Origin of the sequence: Clostridium pacaense (assembly GCF_020709765.2) — a bacterium.
Lineage (GTDB): Bacteria > Bacillota > Clostridia > Lachnospirales > Lachnospiraceae > Enterocloster > Enterocloster hominis.
Map to the genome: position 1 here is coordinate 100453 of NZ_JAJFEB020000007.1, position 18636 is coordinate 119088.

The 18636-nt window shown below is 52.8% G+C and carries 19 protein-coding genes; 8 read left to right on the top strand and 11 right to left on the bottom strand.

Annotated features, from left to right (window positions below; translation table 11 throughout):
* Positions 1–207: 207 nt before the first annotated feature.
* From LK536_RS43305 to dapF (LK536_RS43340), 8 genes are all read right to left on the bottom strand, one after another.
* Positions 208–2277: a diguanylate cyclase gene (locus tag LK536_RS43305; RefSeq protein WP_227796123.1), complete on the bottom strand. Its 2070-nt coding sequence runs from the start codon at positions 2275–2277 to the stop codon at positions 208–210.
* A 157-nt stretch (positions 2278–2434) separates the two neighbouring features.
* Complete coding sequence (locus LK536_RS43310; RefSeq protein ID WP_025486355.1) at positions 2435–3217, bottom strand: N-acetylmuramoyl-L-alanine amidase; 783 nt, start codon at positions 3215–3217, stop codon at positions 2435–2437.
* Between the two features lie 65 nt (positions 3218–3282).
* A complete protein-coding gene (locus tag LK536_RS43315; protein ID WP_008718351.1) occupies positions 3283–3723 on the bottom strand; it encodes an Lrp/AsnC family transcriptional regulator in 441 nt (146 codons plus the stop codon).
* A gap of 26 nt (positions 3724–3749) precedes the next feature.
* A complete protein-coding gene (locus LK536_RS43320) occupies positions 3750–4970 on the bottom strand; it encodes an LL-diaminopimelate aminotransferase (protein WP_227796122.1) in 1221 nt (406 codons plus the stop codon).
* 255 nt (positions 4971–5225) lie between these two features.
* A complete protein-coding gene (gene dapF / locus LK536_RS43325) occupies positions 5226–6056 on the bottom strand; it encodes a diaminopimelate epimerase (protein WP_227796121.1) in 831 nt (276 codons plus the stop codon).
* A 9-nt stretch (positions 6057–6065) separates the two neighbouring features.
* Positions 6066–6614: an ANTAR domain-containing response regulator gene (locus tag LK536_RS43330; protein WP_008718354.1), complete on the bottom strand. Its 549-nt coding sequence runs from the start codon at positions 6612–6614 to the stop codon at positions 6066–6068.
* Positions 6615–6667: 53 nt separating this feature from the next.
* A complete protein-coding gene (gene glnA / locus LK536_RS43335; protein WP_227796120.1) occupies positions 6668–8005 on the bottom strand; it encodes a type I glutamate--ammonia ligase in 1338 nt (445 codons plus the stop codon).
* 164 nt (positions 8006–8169) lie between these two features.
* Positions 8170–9030: a diaminopimelate epimerase gene (gene dapF, locus LK536_RS43340; protein ID WP_008718358.1), complete on the bottom strand. Its 861-nt coding sequence runs from the start codon at positions 9028–9030 to the stop codon at positions 8170–8172.
* 153 nt (positions 9031–9183) lie between these two features.
* Between dapF (LK536_RS43340) and LK536_RS43345 the strand changes: the two genes are divergently transcribed.
* The 7 genes from LK536_RS43345 (at position 9184) to LK536_RS43375 (ending at position 16251) form a co-directional block, all read left to right on the top strand.
* Positions 9184–10062: an AraC family transcriptional regulator gene (locus LK536_RS43345; RefSeq protein WP_227796119.1), complete on the top strand. Its 879-nt coding sequence runs from the start codon at positions 9184–9186 to the stop codon at positions 10060–10062.
* Between the two features lie 153 nt (positions 10063–10215).
* Positions 10216–11376 carry an ABC transporter substrate-binding protein gene (locus LK536_RS43350; RefSeq protein ID WP_008718360.1) on the top strand — a complete coding sequence of 387 codons (1161 nt, stop codon included), beginning with the start codon at positions 10216–10218 and terminating at the stop codon, positions 11374–11376.
* A 152-nt stretch (positions 11377–11528) separates the two neighbouring features.
* Positions 11529–12410: a branched-chain amino acid ABC transporter permease gene (locus LK536_RS43355; protein WP_008718361.1), complete on the top strand. Its 882-nt coding sequence runs from the start codon at positions 11529–11531 to the stop codon at positions 12408–12410.
* Positions 12411–12420: 10 nt separating this feature from the next.
* Positions 12421–13536, top strand: a complete 1116-nt coding sequence (locus LK536_RS43360) for a branched-chain amino acid ABC transporter permease (protein WP_227796118.1) — start codon at positions 12421–12423, stop codon at positions 13534–13536.
* The gene (locus LK536_RS43365; RefSeq protein ID WP_008718363.1) at positions 13536–14390 is read left to right on the top strand and encodes an ABC transporter ATP-binding protein; all 855 of its coding nucleotides are present in this window, start codon (positions 13536–13538) and stop codon (positions 14388–14390) included. Before LK536_RS43360 ends, LK536_RS43365 begins: the two co-directional genes overlap by 1 nt.
* The gene (locus tag LK536_RS43370; RefSeq protein WP_025486348.1) at positions 14377–15084 is read left to right on the top strand and encodes an ABC transporter ATP-binding protein; all 708 of its coding nucleotides are present in this window, start codon (positions 14377–14379) and stop codon (positions 15082–15084) included. Before LK536_RS43365 ends, LK536_RS43370 begins: the two co-directional genes overlap by 14 nt.
* Positions 15085–15390: 306 nt before the next feature.
* Entirely contained in the window at positions 15391–16251 is an 861-nt protein-coding gene (locus LK536_RS43375) for a barstar family protein (RefSeq protein ID WP_227796117.1), read from the top strand.
* Between the two features lie 69 nt (positions 16252–16320).
* Here LK536_RS43375 and LK536_RS43380 read toward each other — a convergent pair whose 3' ends face one another.
* Together LK536_RS43380 and LK536_RS43385 are read right to left on the bottom strand one after the other, a co-directional pair.
* Complete coding sequence (locus LK536_RS43380; protein ID WP_025486344.1) at positions 16321–16959, bottom strand: type I phosphoribosyltransferase; 639 nt, start codon at positions 16957–16959, stop codon at positions 16321–16323.
* A gap of 153 nt (positions 16960–17112) precedes the next feature.
* The gene (locus tag LK536_RS43385) at positions 17113–17370 is read right to left on the bottom strand and encodes a DUF6783 domain-containing protein (RefSeq protein WP_329602240.1); all 258 of its coding nucleotides are present in this window, start codon (positions 17368–17370) and stop codon (positions 17113–17115) included.
* Here LK536_RS43385 and LK536_RS43390 point away from each other — a divergent pair.
* A complete protein-coding gene (locus tag LK536_RS43390; RefSeq protein WP_329602239.1) occupies positions 17269–17484 on the top strand; it encodes a DUF6783 domain-containing protein in 216 nt (71 codons plus the stop codon). The two genes, LK536_RS43385 and LK536_RS43390, sit on opposite strands and share 102 nt — an antisense overlap.
* 234 nt (positions 17485–17718) lie before the next feature.
* Here the strand turns inward: LK536_RS43390 and LK536_RS43395 are convergent, their stop codons facing one another.
* Complete coding sequence (locus LK536_RS43395; protein ID WP_120056957.1) at positions 17719–18636, bottom strand: ABC transporter permease; 918 nt, start codon at positions 18634–18636, stop codon at positions 17719–17721.

The following is an 18636-nucleotide window of genomic DNA, read 5'->3' on the forward strand; positions in this document are numbered from 1 at the left end:
ACTATCCACATAACATGTGGCATCATACAAAATATCACACAAAAATCCCCATGTCAATTTTTATCTAAATCCCGCCATCCAGGGGGGCTGTAATCATCAGATTGCACAATCATTATTAGAAGGATTGAACCAATAAAACAAAACGCCGGCCTGCATCCTTTCCTCAAGGCCATGCAGACCGGCGCCGATTTTCCTTTCCCTCTATCCTTACTGCCCCTGCTCCCCCATAATCCTCAGCAGGACCCCCACGATATCCGGATCATACCAGGAAGCGTTCTCCTCAAACACACCTCCATCCTCCCCTGAAGCAAAATATGCGTCAGCCGCCGCGATGATACGGGAGAGCAGGGGAATATCCCTGCCAGCCAGGCCTACCGGCCATCCGCTGCCGTCCCAATGCTCCGTATAGTGGAGCAGGCAGGCCGCTATATTCCTGTATTCCTCCAGGGAAGACAGGAGACGGTAAGCATGTTCCGTATGTCCCCGGTCCATCCCGTCCTTATCCGGGCCGCCCGGCCGGAACAGGCTACACATGCCAATCCTGCGAAGCTGGTAACCCTGTTTTAACAAAGCAGCAGAGTCCGGGCACAGGGCTTCTGCCAGTTTCCCAAGAACCTCCTCTTCCGGCCTCGACAGGCGGGTAATCAGGCCCTCCCCCTGTGCGGCCCGGATAATATTGTCCACCGTGTCCCGCTTCATCTGTACGCTCTCCGTCAGCTTCTCCTCATACATCATACGGTCCGCCTTATGCAGGATATCCTCCATGGATTCCGTTCCCTCCGCCTTCACGGCATAGCCCAGGGAAGCCGAAACCTCTGCCCCGCATATATTCTCCTTGGGAAACCCCAGACGTATGCGGCTTATGATTTTCCGGGCATCCTCAGCCGTGGTGCGGGGCATGAGGATGGCAAATTCATCCCCGCCAATCCGCGCCAGGATATCGTCCTCCCTGCAACCGCGTTCCAGGCACCGGGCCACCCTGCATATCAGCCGGTCCCCCACATCATGGCCAAACACGTCATTGACCAGCTTCAGCCCGTTCACATCACAGCATACCGCGCACAGCGGATAATTGCGCGGGGTATCAAGGCGCTTCAGTTCTTCGGCAAAATAACGCCTGTTATACATCCCTGTCATGGAATCGTGGAAACTCAGGTATTCGGCGGCCTTCTGCATCTCCTCCCGTTTGCCCATATTCAGGACAATAACCTCAATGCTGTCAGCAATCCCGTTAATCTCCGCATTGGTAAAGCCCAGATCAGGATTATCCTCCGGGCAGCCGTCCGCTACCTTTTCAATCCTGTCCCGCAGCGCCATGATCGGCCTTGCAAACCTGTATATCAGCACCCGGCTCAATACAAATCCAAGGATGACTGAAATGAACACGACCAGACCCACTAACAGTATCACGCCATGCACAATCGGAAGGATTACCTCGGAGGCGTCAATGGCGGTGGCCACAAAAAAGCCAGTGTCCGGTATCCGTTCAAAGTACGCCATGGCGTTGACCCCGTCCTTTTCATATTCACCGTAATTGGTGGTCCCTTCCACCACTGCTTCCCATACAGACGTGTCTATATAGTTCATCAGCGTATCGTCGATATATCTTTCCTCCGGATGGATGATTACATTTCCATCCATATCCATGATATAGCTGCGCTGGGACTTATACTGGTATCTGGCGCTTAACTGCCTGGATATACTGTCATTGGAACAGTCAATGCTCACAACGCCCACGGTTTCCCCATCCTGATCCACCAGCTTCTTACACTGGCTGAACAGCCATTCACCGGTGGCCGCGTCACTGTAAGCCAGCCTTGCGACCCCATCCGTTTCCATAGCCGCGTCATACCAGGGCCTGTCCATGGGGGAATAGCCGGAAGGCGTGTCATAATCACTGATGTACAGGCTTCCGTCCTCATATCCCGAATATATGTAGGTAATATTGCTGTTGTCCGCCTGGATTGCGCCGTAAATGTCCAGAACCGCCTGGGGATTCCCATATCCTCCGTGGATAACCGTGTCATCCCTGGACAGGATACCCACCACGGCTGCATTTTCATGGAACATGCTTTCCGTGTAGGTGACAATCTGGCTGTTGCATTCCCTCAGGGAATTCCTTGCATTGTCCACATTGGCTGTGTACAGGATCCGCAGGAATACACAGGCAAAAATCAGCGATACAATGGACAGGGAAATAAAACTGAGCAGGAATATTTCCTTTTTAATGGTCAAAAAACGTTTTTTTCCATCCTTTACCCTTCCCTCGTCCCCCATGGACCTTCCTCCTTACACACATCATTTTACTAAATTATAGCACATACATGACAAAACAGTTACAAAAAATGCTGCCGCAAAATGCCATACAGACATTTCACGGCAGCATCTGCCATTCCATACAATTCAATCAATAGCCCGCTCCCTTACAAGCCAATCAATAAATAGCCCGCTCCCTCACAAGCACCGTAGGATACCCCAGGTTACGGAGGGTCCGCTCCATGCGCACCGCATAATCCATGTTGAGGAACGCGCCCACCCTGACCTTATAAAGGCCGTCATCATACACCACGAACGCTGGCAGTCCCTTGGCCTGGAGTTCATTTACCAGACGGTCCGCAGGCATCCTGGTGCGGAACGCGCCCACCTGGACCTGATAATATTCCGGCCGCTGCTCCTCCTGCTGGCGTATGGTCTCCAGGATGCCGTCCGCAATTGCCTGGGCAATGGCGTCAAAATTCTCATCAAAGAATCTGTTGTCCTCCGGATTATCGATAAATCCCGCCTCCACCAGCACGGCCGGCATCTGGGTCCGCCTGAGCACGATCAGGCCCGGACGCTCCTGGATTCCCAGGTCGTTAAAGCCGGTCTGAACCAGGTTGCGCTGGATATTTTCCGCCAGCATGGCCGGGACCCCTGCGTTCTCATATACAAGGACCGTTGCCCCGCTTCCCGTGCCGGGCACAGGCATTGCGTTGCGGTGGATGGACACAAAATAATCAGCGCCGGAACGGTTGGCAATCTGCGCTTTTTCAAGGGGCGTGTCAAACACGTCCGTGGTCCTTGTATAAACCACGTCCACCCCGTTATTCTCTAATATCTGCCCTATTGCAAGAGCCAGCCGCAGGGCGTCGTCTTTTTCCCGCCGCCCGTTAAACATGGCGCCGGGTTCTTCACCGCCGTGGCCGGCATCGATAATCACTCTCTTAATGTCTGCCATATCAGACTCTCCTTCACATATGACTCTACACTATACCATATGTGAAAGTGAGACAAATGTTGACACTAAATTTCGTCCACATCCACTCCCCTGGGACCCACATGGGTGGAAAATACAATCTGTGTGCTCGTCTTACCGAACTTCTGAAGCTGTCCGATGAACATATCAAGCTCCATGGTGCTCTGGAACGCCACTTTCATCAGCATGGAAAAATCCCCTGTAACGCAGCTGCACTCCAAAACATTGGGCACTTCCTTCGCATACGCGTAAAATTTGGGCTTATCTTCCGGCACCACGTCCAGGTTGATGAAAGCCAGGATGTGGTACCCCAGCTTCATGGGGTCCACCATGGCATGGTAGCCGGTTATGATTCCTTCCTTCTCCAGCCGCTCAATCCTGGCGGACACGGCCGGCGAGGAAAGGAAGGTGTTCTCTGCAATGGTCTTAAGGGACATCCTTGCATTGGCCTGCAGAAGCTTAAGTATCTTGCGGTCGATATCATCCATACTCTTATGTTCCTCCCTTGGCAGCGTTATTGTCTGAGGGCCTTTAACCTCTCCACTGCCTTTACTGTATTTTCATAAGTTCCAAATGCCGTAAGACGGAAATATCCCTCGCCGCTGGGTCCAAAGCCGCTGCCAGGGGTTCCCACCACATTGGCCTGTTCCAGGAGATAATCGAAAAATTCCCAGCTGGTCATGCCATTTTCCGTCTTAAGCCAGATGTAAGGGGAGTTCACGCCTCCGTACACGCTGTACCCTGCCTCCTTAAGCCCTTCATGGATGGTCCTTGCATTCCTCATGTAATAGGCAACCTGCTCCATGACCTGCCGGTTTCCCTCCTCTGAATACACTGCCTCTCCCGCCCTCTGTTCAATATAGGGCGCTCCGTTGAACTTGGTCCCATGGCGGCGGGCCCACAGGGAATGTAGGGACACATCCCCGCATTTCAGGTCCTTCGGCACCACGGTAAAGCCCAGACGGACGCCGGTAAAACCAGCCTTTTTTGAAAATGAACGGAACTCAATGGCACAGGTCCTGGCCCCTTCTATCTCGAAGATACTGTGGGGGACGCCGGATTCTGAGATATACGCCTCATAGGCGGCATCATAAAGGATGACGGCCCCTGCCCGGTTGGCATAATCCACCCACACCTTAAGCTGTGACCTGTCAAGGGTTGTCCCTGTGGGGTTGTTGGGGTTGCACAGGTAAATCAAATCCGGCGTCTCCTTTGGAAGCTCCGGGGAAAATCCATTCTCCTCCGTACAGGGCATGTATATGACATCACTCCACATCCCGGTGCCTTCATCATATTCACCGGTGCGCCCGGCCATCACATTGGAATCCACATACACCGGATACACCGGGTCGCACACCGCAATCCTGCTGTCCCCGCTGAATATCTCCTGGATGTTGCCGCAGTCGCTTTTGGCCCCGTCAGAAACAAATATCTCATCTGCCTCCACCGGACAGCCCCAGGCCCTGTAGTCTTTTTCCACAATGGCCTCCCGAAGGAAGGGATACCCCAGATCCGGTGCATAGCCGTGGAATGTCTCCGCGCGTCCCATCTCCTCTGCCGCCCTGTGGATGGCCTCCACCACCGCCGGGGCAATGGGCAGGGTCACATCGCCGATTCCCAGGCGGATGACCGCCTTGTCAGGGTTGGCCTGCTGATACGCCGCCACCTTTTTCCCAATGGTTGAAAAGAGATAACTGCCAGGCAGTTTCAAATAATTCTCATTAATCTTGAACATGTGTGTTCCTCCTGTCCTTTCCGGAAGATACCTTGCCCCGCCTCCCCGGAACCAGTGCCCGGTGCTAAGGCGTGTCTCCCATAAACGTAAACGCTCCCAGGAAACCCGTCCGGCTCCGTACAGGACTGAAAGGACAGCAAATAACCACCATCACAGGGCCTGTACAGAGACAAACCGCACATCTTCGTGCCCGTGGTCCCTGAGAGTGTATTGATTACATATAGTTTAAAGTGTTAACTGATTAAAGTCATCTTGTCAATCATAATATATTTCCTGCGGTATGTCAATACTTCCGTTAAATACTTCCACCGCAGGGCCTGTCATGAAAAGACGGCCAGTGGCGCGGTCCAGGCGTATCATAAGCTTTCCGCCACGCAGGGAAACCTCCGCCTCATCATCCACATACCCCATGAGGATGGATGCCAGCACGCTGGCCGTGGCGCCTGTGCCGCAGGCCCAGGTTTCCCCGCTGCCCCGCTCCCAGACCCTCATGTTGAGATGCTTCCGGTCCACCACTTCTATGAACTCCGTGTTCACCCGGTCCGGCGCAAACCGCTCATGGTATTCAAAGGCAGGGCCGATTTTCTCCAAATCCAGCCTGTCAATGCCGTCCATATAGTACACCGCATGGGGATTGCCCACATCGATGCCCACAAACCTGTAATCCTTCCCATCCACCTGTATGTCCTCAGGAAGGTCTGAAGTCAGGGTCCCCTCTCCCATATCCACGGTGATTGACATGGCCTTCCCGTCCTTCACCTCCAGTTCAAGGGTCTTGATCCCGCCCAGCGTCTCTACGGTCATGGTCCTCCTGTCAGCCGGCACCAGGCCGTGGTCGTAGGCGTACTTCCCCACACACCGCACCCCGTTGCCGCACATGGTTCCCTGGGAACCGTCCGCATTGTACATCTCCATCCTGCAGTCCGCCTTCCCGGACGGGCAGATAAGGATAAGGCCGTCCGCCCCGATCCCGAAGTGACGGTCGCTTATGAACCTGGATACCTTTCCCGGCTCCTTTACCTGTTCCTTAAAACAGTCCACATACACATAATCGTTGCCAATCCCCTGCATCTTTGTAAACTTCATTCCCACACCTCACACATGAATTAAACTGATAACCATCTGGGCTGTTTCCACCAGGTTGGTGCCGCTGTCCATACTGCACTTCTGGATGTACCTGTGAGCCTCTGATTCCGTCATATTGTTGCGCTCCATCAACAGCGCCTTTGCCTCGTCAATCAGCCTGCGTTCCTCGCCGCTCCGCTCCCTGGGCCGGTTTTTCATCTTCCGGCGGAAACGGACCTGGGCCTGCACCATCATTTCCAGGGTGCTTATAAGGTCATGGACCTTCAGGGGCATGGGAAGGCAGATTACATTGCCCGGGGCCTGGCCTCCCCACCGGCTGGGAGAGGAGATGAGAAGCATGTCAAATGCTGCCGGCAGATACTGGCGCAGCTCATCGTACAGCATATCCTCAAACCGGTAGCCGCTCACCACGATGCCGCTGCCCACCCCTTCCGCCGCCGACAGCGCCTGTGAACCGGATGTACAGACAGCGACCACCTGATAGCCGTTACGCACCAGAATCCCTTTTATATTCTTTCCATCCTCCGGTTTGGAGAACGCTACGATAATGTTAGTCACATGCCTCACCTCCAAGCAAGCATTGGGACCGGAACCTCATTGCGGTACCGGCGTCAATATTTATAAAGATATTCGCTTACTTCCCAGTCAGTGACCTGAGCCCTGAAATCGCGCCACTCCTTTTCCTTTGCTTCCAGATACTTGGTATAGATATGGTCCCCCAGGACATCCTTCATGAACCAGTCCCCGTCAAACGCCTCAATGGCATCCCCCAGCGTCTCCGGTATGCGCTCCACATTCCTGGACTTCATCTCCTCCGGCGCCATGGTGAACATGTTACCTTCCACGCACTCCGGAAGTTCCATCTGCTTCTCAATCCCGTCCAGGCCGGCCCTCAGGCATGCCGCCAGGGCCAGGTATGGGTTCATGGCTGAATCCGGGCAGCGCAGTTCAATCCTGGTGCTTTCCCCTCTGGGTGAAGGGATGCGGATAAGGGAACTGCGGTTGGAGGTGGACGACCAGGCGATATAGATGGGCGCGTCATACCCCGGTATCAGGCGCTTGTAGGAATTCACAAGCGGGTTGGTAAGGATGGTCATGGGCTTCATATGGTGCAGGATGCCCGCCATGAAATAGTAGGCCGTGCGGCTCAGCTTCAGGGGGTCCGAGTCGTCTGCAAACAGGTTCTTCCCGTTCCCGTCCGACAGGGACATATTGATATGCATGCCCGAACCGTTGATTCCTTCCTTCGGCTTTGGCATGAAGGTGGCATGAAGGCCATGGCGCTTGGCAATTGTCTTGGCCGCCATCTTGAAGGTTATGATGTTATCCGCCGCCCTCAGGGCATCCGTGTACTGGAAATCAATCTCATGCTGGGCCGGGGCAATCTCATGGTGGCTGGCCTCAATCTCAAATCCCATCTCTTCCAGGTTAAGCACGATGTCCCGGCGGACATTCTCAGCCAGGTCAATGGGGGATACGTCAAAATACCCGGCCGTCTCATGGGTATTGGTGGTGGGCCTTCCCTCCTCGTCCGTGTGGAAAAGGAAGAACTCGCACTCAGGTCCCGCATTGAACACATAGCCCATGCCGGCGGCCTTCTTAACCGCCCGCTTCAGCACATTCCTGGGATCCCCCGTAAATGCGGTCCCGTCCGGATTATACACATCGCAGACCAGCCTTGCCACCTTGCCCTGCTGGGGCCTCCACGGGAATATCTCAAAGGTATCCAGGTCCGGGTACAGGTACATGTCGGACTCGTCAATCCTTACAAATCCCTCAATGGCGGAGCCGTCAAACATGCAGCGGTTATCCAGCGCCTTCCCAAGCTGGCTGGAGGTAATGGCCACATTCTTAAGCATACCAAAAATATCCGTGAACTGAAGACGGATGAACTCCACATCCTCTTCCTCCACCATGCGGATAATGTCGTCCTTACTGTATTTGCTCATCTCTATTCTCCCTCTCTTGCAAACTGCAATACCAACCATGTGGATCCGTGAAACAGGAAAGGCGGGGACGCCCTGGGACGCTCCCGCCTCGCTCTACACAAAAATATAGCAACAGATTTTTTATTTGTCAATGTGAATTGACGATTTCGTGTTTTTCACCAATATCACTTTAAAGCGCGAAGTTGTTCTGTGAAATGATTACCTAATTTCATGGTGCCCACATACCCCACATCCCCGGTCATGTGCACAACGCCGTCCTCGTCAATCTCAATCTCCAATGTTCCGCCGGGCATCTGGACCACCATCTTGGGGTCTGTCAGTCCCAGACGGTAAGCCGCTGCCGCTGCCGCGCAGCATCCGCTGCCCGAGGCCAGGGTATATCCTGCGCCCCGCTCGTAAACCTCGGTCTGGATATGGGTCCTGTCAAGCACCTTCATGATCTGCGTATTGATTTTCTCCGGGAACTGCCTTGCGCCCTCTGAATATTTCCCAATCCTGCACACCAGGTCCTTAGATATCTCATCCATAAGGATGACACAGTGGGGATTGCCCACGGACAGGCAGGTCACGGGATATGGAATCCGTCCGAATACCATTGTCTCATTGATGATTTCCCTGCGCGGGCCTTCCACCGGCACGTCGCTGCTCCAGAAGGAGGCCCTGCCCATGGACGCCTTCAGCCGTGTCCCTTCCTCGTTCAGGTAGTGGATTGCCGCCTCGCCTCCGCTGGAATAGATGGTAAAATCCTTTTTCTGCACATATCCCGCGTCCTTCAGGTATTTGGCAAATATCCTGACCCCATTGCCGCTTTTCTCCGCAATGCTTCCGTCCGGATTCCACACCACCATGGAAATCCTGTCCTCACTGATTACAGGCCCTTCCAGCACGCCGTCCGCCCCAACGCCGAAATTCCGGTTGCACATCAGCTGCACGTTGGACGGGTTCAGTTTCATTTCATTTTTATTAGGGTCATAAACCAGATAATCGTTTCCCAGTCCATGATATTTCTCCACTATAAGCCTCATATCCATATCCTCCATATTTTCCAGGCATTCCAATTTACATCCTGATTTATATTTTATCAGGCATTTTATCATAAAAATATAGATATGATGCTGTTTTATATTGCAAATAATGCTGTCATTCGTATATACTGTTCCTGTAAGGAGGAATGATCCATGTATATAAGCGACGGCTCCCCTGCCACCCAGAAGCAGGGATATCTGGAAGGCGACTTCCGTCTGTTCCACATTAAGGATAAACTGCAGCGCACCTACGATTTCCACTATCATGATTTCCTCAAGATCCTGGTACATCTGGAAGGAAATGTAACTTATACAATAGAAGGCCGTTCCTATTCCCTCTGTCCCGGGGACATTGTGTTGGTGGACCGCGGACAGATCCACCGGCCCCAGGTGGATTTTACATCTCCCTATGAGCGCCTGGTCCTGTACCTGTCCCCGGACTTTCTGGAGCGGTACGGTGAAAATGGCTCTTCCCTGGACAGCTGCTTTTCCACCGCGGCCTACCGCCATTCCAATGTGCTGCGCTTAAAGGAGGATACCCGCCATCCCATGCTGTCCCTCCTTCGCAGGCTGGAGCGGGCCCAGAACTGGCAGGAAGAAGAATTTGCAGGACCGCTGTACTGCCGCCTGCTATGCCTCGAATTCCTGGTGGAACTGGGGCGGGCATCCATGGACGCCAACGCCCAGTACATCCCCACCGGCACTTTAAACTACCATGTGTCAGGACTTATATCCTATATTAATGAGCACCTGTCCGGGGACCTGAGTATCCGTACCCTTTCTGACAGCTGCTGTCTCAGCCCCTACCACATGATGCGCATGTTCAAGGAGGAAACCGGCTATACCATCGGAAACTATATCACAGAAAAGCGGCTGTTACGGGCCCGCGACCTGCTTGCCCAGGGAAAAAGTGCGACCGAAAGCTGCTTTTCGTCCGGGTTCCAGAACTATTCCACCTTTCTCAGGGCTTATAAACAGCACTATAAAGAACTGCCCAAACGCTCTGTCCGGTTAAAAAACAGTAAAAATTAAAGTATTTCTGATTTTTTCTTGAAATTTTCGTAATATCTGATATAATATACTCATTGTTTTCCCATTGAGGACAGTTGTCTTTGCCAGATGAACACACCTTGCGCAGGGGATTTGGAATCAATGGATCATTCATGAAATGAGGAGGATTGTAGTATGAGAATCAGGAAAATCATGGCCGTAACCATGGCCGCGTGTCTTGTTGCAGGTTCCCTTGCAGGATGCGGCAAGAAAGCAGAAGAAAAAGTCATCAAGATCGGCGTGTTTGAACCGACCACAGGTGAGAACGGCGGCGGCGGATTCCAGGAAGTACTGGGTATCCGTTATGCAAAGGAGATGCACCCAACCGTAACAATCAATGGCGAGGAATACAAAGTAGAGCTGGTGGAGGTTGACAACAAGTCCGATAAGACAGAGGCTGTCAACGCAGCACAGAAGCTGGTAAGCGAGAAGGTAAGCGTGGTCCTTGGAAGCTACGGCTCAGGCGTATCCATTGCAGCCGGACAGATATTCGCAGACGCCAAGATTCCTGCCATCGGCTGTTCCTGTACCAACCCGCAGGTAACGGAGGGCAATGATTTTTACTTCCGTGTCTGCTTCATCGACCCGTTCCAGGGCACGGTAATGGCTAACTACGCATTCCAGAACGGAGCAAAGAGCGCTGCTGTGATCACACAGCTGGGCGATGACTACTCCTCAGGCCTTGGTTCCTTCTTTAAGGATGCATTCGCCAAATTAGGCGGGGAAATCGTAAGCGAGGAGCAGTTCCAGACCAACCAGACTGATTTCAAGGCAATCCTGACCAATATCAAGGCAGCCAACCCTGACATCATCTTCGCGCCATCCTCCATCACCACTGCACCGCTTATCATCAAGCAGGCCAGGGAGCTTGGCATTACGGCAACCATCGCTGCAGGCGATACATGGGAGAACTCCACCATCATCGAGAACGCGGGCAAGGATGCCGAGGGCGTTGTGCTTTCCACCTTCTTTGACGAGGCTGAACCGGCCAATGACGAGGCAGCCGCCTTCATCAAGGGCTTCAAGGAATATCTGGTAAAGAACAAACAGGAAGACATCATCCCGGCCGTATCCGCACTGGGCTATGATTCCTACCTGGCAGCCATCAAGGCCATCGAGACAGCTAATTCCACCGACACCACCGCTATCCGCGATGCGCTGAAGGGCGTCCAGATTGACGGCGTGACCGGAAGCATTACCTTTAATGAGACAGGTGATGCCAACAAGGATATCGCCTTCATCAAGACCATCAAGGATGGCAAGTTCCAGTTCCTTACAACTACAACCGTAGAGTAAGGTCATCTGACAGTTACATATGACACAGAGGCCGCAGGCGGCAGCCATTGCCCCGCGGCCTTTCTCCGGCTTATGGCGGATGCGCAGGATACCATGTCCTCATGCCATTCCCTGCAGGATACAATTATTAAGAAAACAGGAGGCAGACTCTTATGAGTTTAACAACATTTCTACAGCAGTGCCTGACCGGTATCTCCCTTGGCGGCGCCTATGCGCTGATTGCCATCGGCTATACACTGGTATACGGCATCCTCCGTCTGATTAATTTCGCCCATGGCGACATATTCATGATGGCAGGTTATTTTATGATTTTCGCAATGGCCAGCCTTCCCTGGTTCATCGCAATCCCGGTTACCCTGATTGTCACCGTTGTCCTTGGTGTTACCATTGAACGGGTGGCTTACCGTCCCCTGCGTTCTTCCCCCAGGATGTCCGTCATGATTTCAGCCATTGGCGTATCGTATCTGCTGCAGAACCTTGCTACCTATCTGTTCACGGCCCTTCCAAAGGGATATCCTGAGATTCCTTTCTTAAAGAGGATTTACCAGATAGGCGGTCTTTCCGCATCCTTCGTAACCTTCCTCACGCCAGTCCTGACCCTGGTCCTGGTATATCTTCTGATACTCCTGATCAACCACACCAAAATCGGCATGGCAATGAGGGCTGTTTCTAAGGATTACGAAACCGCGTCCCTGATGGGCATCAAGATCAATAAGACCATCTCCTTCACCTTTGCAGTGGGTTCCCTGCTGGCAGGAATCGGTTCCATCCTCTATTTCACGGACCGTATGACCGTATTCCCGTTCTCAGGCGCACTGCCCGGCCTCAAATGCTTTGTTGCCGCTGTATTCGGCGGTATCGGAAGCATTCCCGGCGCTGTCATCGGTGGTTTCATCCTTGGACTTGGGGAGACAGCCCTGGTTGCCATGGGACAGTCCACCTTCAGTGACGCATTTACATTTATCCTGTTGATTGTTATGCTTCTCATCCGCCCGACCGGCCTGTTTGGTGAGAAGACAACCGATAAAGTGTGAGGTGGCGGACATGAAGAATATGACAAAGAACAAAAACAAGGTTTATACCATCATTGCCCTGGCCGTGCTCATTGGAATCCTGGCATTCCTGCAGTCTGACACGGCAGAATACAGTTATCAGATATCCATCCTGGAGCGGAGCGCCATCTATGCGGTGGTGGCTGTTTCCATGAACCTGCTCACCGGCTTTACCGGGCTGTTCTCCCTTGGGCAGGCAGGCTTCATGGCAATCGGGGCCTATGTCGTGGCCATATTCACCATCCCTGTAGGCTCCCGTGCCAGCGTATACTATGTGAGCGGGATCTCACCCGTGATTGCCAATGTAGCGCTTCCCATCCCCGTGGCCCTGCTCCTTGGCGGGCTTGCCGCCGCTGCCCTGGCCGCCCTTATCGGCATCCCGGTGCTGCGCCTTAAGAGCGATTACCTGGCCATTGCAACCCTTGGCTTTTCAGAAATCATCCGCGCCTTCATCGCAGCGCCCATGTTTGACACTGTCACCAACGGTTCCTACGGTCTGAAGAGCATCCCCGGCTTCCCCAATATCTTTGCTGTATTCGGTCTGGCAGCCCTCTGCATCGCGCTCATGGTACTGTTAATCAACTCCTCCTACGGCCGTGTCTTTAAGGCCATCCGCGAGGATGAGATTGCAGCCCAGTCCATGGGACTTAACCTGTTCCGCTACAAGGAGCTTTCCTTTGTCATCTCCTCTTTCTTCACCGGGGTTGGGGGCGGGATGCTGGCCATGTTCATGCGCTCCATCGATTCCAAGACCTTCCAGGTGGCGCTTACCTACGACCTTCTTCTGATTGTGGTCCTGGGCGGTATCGGAAGCGTCACGGGAAGCGTCCTGGGCGCGTTCCTGGTAACCTCGGGACGTGAACTGCTGCGGTTCTTTGATGACCCGTTAACCATTGCAGGGGTGCATATCCCGCTGTTCCGTTCCGGTTTCCGCATGGTCATCTTCTCCATCCTTTTGATGGTAGTGGTGCTGTTCTACCGCCGCGGGATCATGGGCAACAACGAGTTTTCCTGGGACGGACTGTCCCGGCTCATACGCGGCATACCCGACAGGCTGAAGAAAGGCCGCGGTAAGAAAGCCGCCTCCAAAAAAGGAGGTGCCAAGTAATGGATAACATGAAAAACGTACTTCACATGGACAACGTAACCATGCAGTTCGGCGGCGTGGTAGCTGTCAACGGATTATCCTTAGATGTAAATGAACGCGAAATCGTGGCCCTCATCGGACCCAACGGCGCCGGCAAGACCACTGCCTTCAACTGTGTGACAGGCATCTACCAGCCCACCTACGGCTCTGTTTCCTTTAACGGGGAAATGATCCTGGCCGACACGCCTCAGGGCAAGATGCGCCGTCTCTACGCCGGGGACGTGGCGCCAAAGGAGCTTACGCCCGTGCGCAAGACGCCGGATGAAGTGACAAAGCTTGGGATTGCCAGGACATTCCAGAACATCCGTCTCTTCGGCAACCTGACCGTATTTGACAATGTACTGATTGCAAAGCACATGCGCGCCAAACAGAACGTATTCTCCGCCACCCTGCGTTTAAACCATGCAGAGGAAAAGCGGATGCGGGATGAATCCATGGAGCTTCTTAAAATGCAGGGCCTGGCACACCTTAAGGATGAGATTGCCTCCTCCCTGCCCTACGGCCTGCAGCGCCGTCTGGAGATTGCACGCGCGCTGGCCACCAACCCCAGCCTGCTCCTTCTTGACGAGCCTGCCGCGGGTATGAATCCCCAGGAGACACAGGACCTGACCGATTTCATCAGGCAGATCCGGGATGACTACCATCTGACCATATTCATGATTGAGCACCATATGGACCTGGTCATGCAGATATCCGACCGCATCTATGTGCTGGATTTCGGCAAGCTCATAGCCCATGGCACGCCGGATGAGGTACAGAACAATCCAAAAGTAATTGAAGCATATCTGGGGGTGAGTGACGATGTTAACGATTAAAGATCTGAGGGTAAACTATGGGGGGATTGAAGCCGTAAAAGGCATCAGCTTCGAGGTCCCGGAAAAATCCATTGTCACCCTGATTGGCGCCAACGGCGCGGGAAAAAGCACCACCCTGCGTTCCATCACAGGACTGGTCAAGGCCTCCGGCGGTTCCATCCAGTTTGACGGCGCGGAGCTTCTGGGCATGGACACGCCGGATATCGTGGCAAAGGGCATTACCCTGGTACCGGAAGGCCGCCGGGTATTCCCCGACATGACGGTAATAGAGAACATCAAGATTGGGGCCTACTTAAGAAGCGATTCCCTGGAGGACAATATCAACTGGGTCTACGACCTGTTTCCCCGTTTAAAGGAAAGAAGCTGGCAGCTGGCCGGCACCCTTTCCGGCGGCGAGCAGCAGATGCTGGCCGTTGCAAGGGCCCTCATGAGCCGTCCCAAGCTGATGATGATGGATGAGCCGTCCCTCGGTCTGGCTCCCCTGATTGTCAAGGACATATTCAGCATCATCAAGGAGATAAACAAGCAGGGCGTGACCATCCTCTTAATCGAGCAGAACGCCAACATGGCCCTGAGGATTGCCGACCAGGGGTATGTACTGGAAACAGGACGCATTGCCCTGACCGGCACCGGCAGGGAGCTGCTGGCAGACGAGTCGGTAAAGGCGGCATATCTGGGAAAGAAAAAGAATTAAACACCGCTTCAGATTGCAAGGGAAACCTGGGCTGTATAAAAGCAGACGATAAAACACAAGGGAGGAGGATGGCCTGGATTGGACAATGGGAACCAATCCAGACCATCCCCTCCCTTGTCCTTGTGTGTGGACATCCTGATTTACAATCATCCATATACATTTATATCCCTGCCCGCTTATGTCCTTATACACCCATGGATATCCCCTATACCGCACCCCATCTAAATCCGTCCCAGGAATCATAGGTTTCCTGTCAGAAAGACAGGATTAAACCAGCCAAATCACACCTGCGGGGAGGTAAAAGGTATGGATATAAATATCTTCAACGAAAAGTTTAATATAACGGTTTCCAGGGATATGGCCTATACACCGGATTCCGTTGACAATAAGCCATATGACATGGAAATCCGGGCAATATCAACCATCCATGACGGAGGGCATTATTCCTGTCATTCCATCGCGGTCGAAGATTTTTCAGATGGCGGGACTGTAACAATCATCCTGGTAGGGGACTACTGTTCCAATGTGGGAAAGGATTCCGTTATCTTACGGAACGATACGCTTATCATACTGCTGGATGCCGTCATCGTGGTATTATCACTAAAGAGTGCCATGGACCCTGGAAGTCATGATATCCACCGGATAAAAAACAATTTCGGGACCTACTATTCCATCTATCCTGTTGGAAACAACTATATCATCTACGGGGAATTAGAAGTAAAGATGCTGGACGAAGCATTCCGTGAAGTCTGGACCTATTCAACCACGGACATCCTGATCAACCCGGATTACCACCTTAACATAGATGATAAGCAGATTTCCTTTACGGACTGGGATGGAAACCACCACCAGCTGGATATGGACGGACATCTTCTCTGTTATAAAAAACGGGAGCTGAACGCAATCGAAATCAATGTAACCCTCATAAACACCCCCAAAGAACTACAGGCAATCATCAAAAGCAGGCTAAACATGCCGGACTTTTACGGAATGAACTGGGAGGCCTACTGGGATGGCATAACCGGACTCATCCCCATGCCGGACAGGATCATCCTGCGCGGTTGGGATATTTACAAAGAAAAACAGCCCGTGGATGCAGCCGCATTCGAAAAAATCATGGCAAGATATACCCGTCTGTATGGGCATTGCCAATGCATCTATACATAAAACAGAAGCAGGTATGGCATCGGCTGCCAGCCGTACACCATACCTGCATCCACTTCCATCATCCAGCCATCACAGCTGTGTGAATCCATAAGCATTCACCAGTGCATCCAGCTTACGCTTCTCCCTGCACAAAGGGCAGTCCCTATAATCATAATATGCGTAATCTGGCACATCCTTCTTACCAAAAATAGAAGTAATCCGATACCCATTCACCTCATCCACAGCGCTGAATATGGCAGTAACCCCTCTCAGGATGCCGCCATAATACTGAATGGCCTCAATCCCCTTATTAAGGGCCAGTCCCGTGGTAACAGACGCCGTCATGATAAGGACGTTCTTATCCCTGATCATAGGAAGGTTATTCTCCTTAAAAATCATCTGGCTGTTGCTATTATACTCCGGGGTCACTATGTACATGGTCTTATGTGCATTCATGGAAAGGACGCCCGCGCTGGTCAGCTCATCCGCCAGGAACGCCCCAATGACCTGGGTTCCCTCCAGGCACACGATAGTATCCACCACCGTATCATAGAGGAACATCCCCACCAGGCTCTTTGCAATCTCCCTTGCTTCACTAAGCCTGGTCTTCAGGGTGGTCATATCAAGATAATAATTGATATGGGCATGATTGGTTGCAAAATGACCGGGTGTAATCTTCAGCGGCGCATTACATCCCGCTGTCTGAATCTTTGTATACTTAACATCCATAAAAACGCCCCCTTCTGCATCGGGCATGTTTGAAGTCAAGCCTTCAAGCACACTCCTTTTTCCAACATCAGTATCTATCTATTATTATACTAAAAAAAACATTCCCGCACAAGAGTCGTATAATTTATCCTCCCAAAATCCATTTGACAGTTTTTAACTACACAAAAGAACATTTATCAAAAATCCTCCTCCAGCCAACAAAACCCCCACCGCGAATCCCCCATCCTTTCCTTCATGGCCGGAGTACACAGTCCGGGAAGCCGGGCGGGGCTTGTCCTGTGCGGGGCGGGAGGGTTCCTTAGGGCGTGTTTGAAAATTGCTTTCCGTCAGCTGTGCGTCCCACTTTGTGGGAGATTTAGTCCCGATGAGGGAGGCGTAGCGGGCTACGTTGACCGAATTGGGACTAAATATACCGCGAAGTGGGGCGTGCAGATGGCGGGAATGAATTTGCAAACACGCCCCAGGGCGGCTGTGGATTGGACGCATAGTGGAGGAGGCCGCAGCTTCTTAGGATCTGGCAGATGAAAAGACGGGGGTGGATTCCTGCATCAAAGCAGGAATCCAAGGTGCTCTGAACGTAGAAAGTCCATCAGGATTTCTACGTGAATAGCACCGGTCCCCCGTCTTTTCATCTGTCAGGTTCTTAGAAGCTGCGGCCTCCGCAACTCCGCGTCCGATCCACAGCCGCCCTAAGGAACCCGCCCAAACCCGCGCAGGACGAGTCCCGCCCGGCTTCGCGGACGTACCTCCCGCAACCACTCAATTCTCCTTACTATAACTAACCCCCAGCTTCGCCGGCACATTGAAACTCTTCCTTGAAACCGTCAGCACAATCGTCAATATATAAGGCAGTGCAATGAACAGCTCATTGGGGAAGTATCCGCCTCCGCCCATGGACTGCATATAGATAGCCACAGCCTCCGCCAGTCCGAACACCACCGTGCCGATCACAGCCCCCTTTGGATTCCAGTTCCCAAGGAAACAGATGGCAAATGCAATCCATCCGCGCCCGCCGATCATGTTGGTGGTGAACATCCCCAGATACCCAACCGAATAAAATGAGCCTGCCACGCCGCCCATAACGCCTGCCAGCAGCACGGTGAGGAAACGCACCGTATTCACATTGATACCAGCCACGTCCACGGCCTCCGGGTTCTCCCCCGTGGAGCGGATGGTCAGTCCCACGGATGTCTTAAACAATACAAAATAAGACACCGGAATAATCAGGTACACAATATAGGTCAGTATATTCTGCTGGAACAGCACCGGCCCAAGCACCGGGATCCTGCTGAGCACCGGAATGGCAATCTCGGGCAAGGGACTGATCTTCAGGGGCGTGGTGGGGACACCGAAGAACACCCTCTGAAGGTACGTGCAGATACCGGCTGCCAGCACATTGATGGCAGTTCCCGTAACCACCTGGTGCTGCTTCAGATAGATACACACCACCCCATAAACAGCGGCCGCAGCCACACCTGCCAGGATGGCGCACAGGATGCCGATAAAGGCATTGCCCGTAATATAGGTTCCCACGAATCCGCCCCAGGCACCCATGAGGAAAATGCCCTCAATGGCAGTTACCATCATGCCGGAACGCTCCGCAACCACCTCTGCGATGGAGCCGAAAAGCAGAGGTGTACTCATCATCAACGCACGTTTCAATAAACTTACAACCAT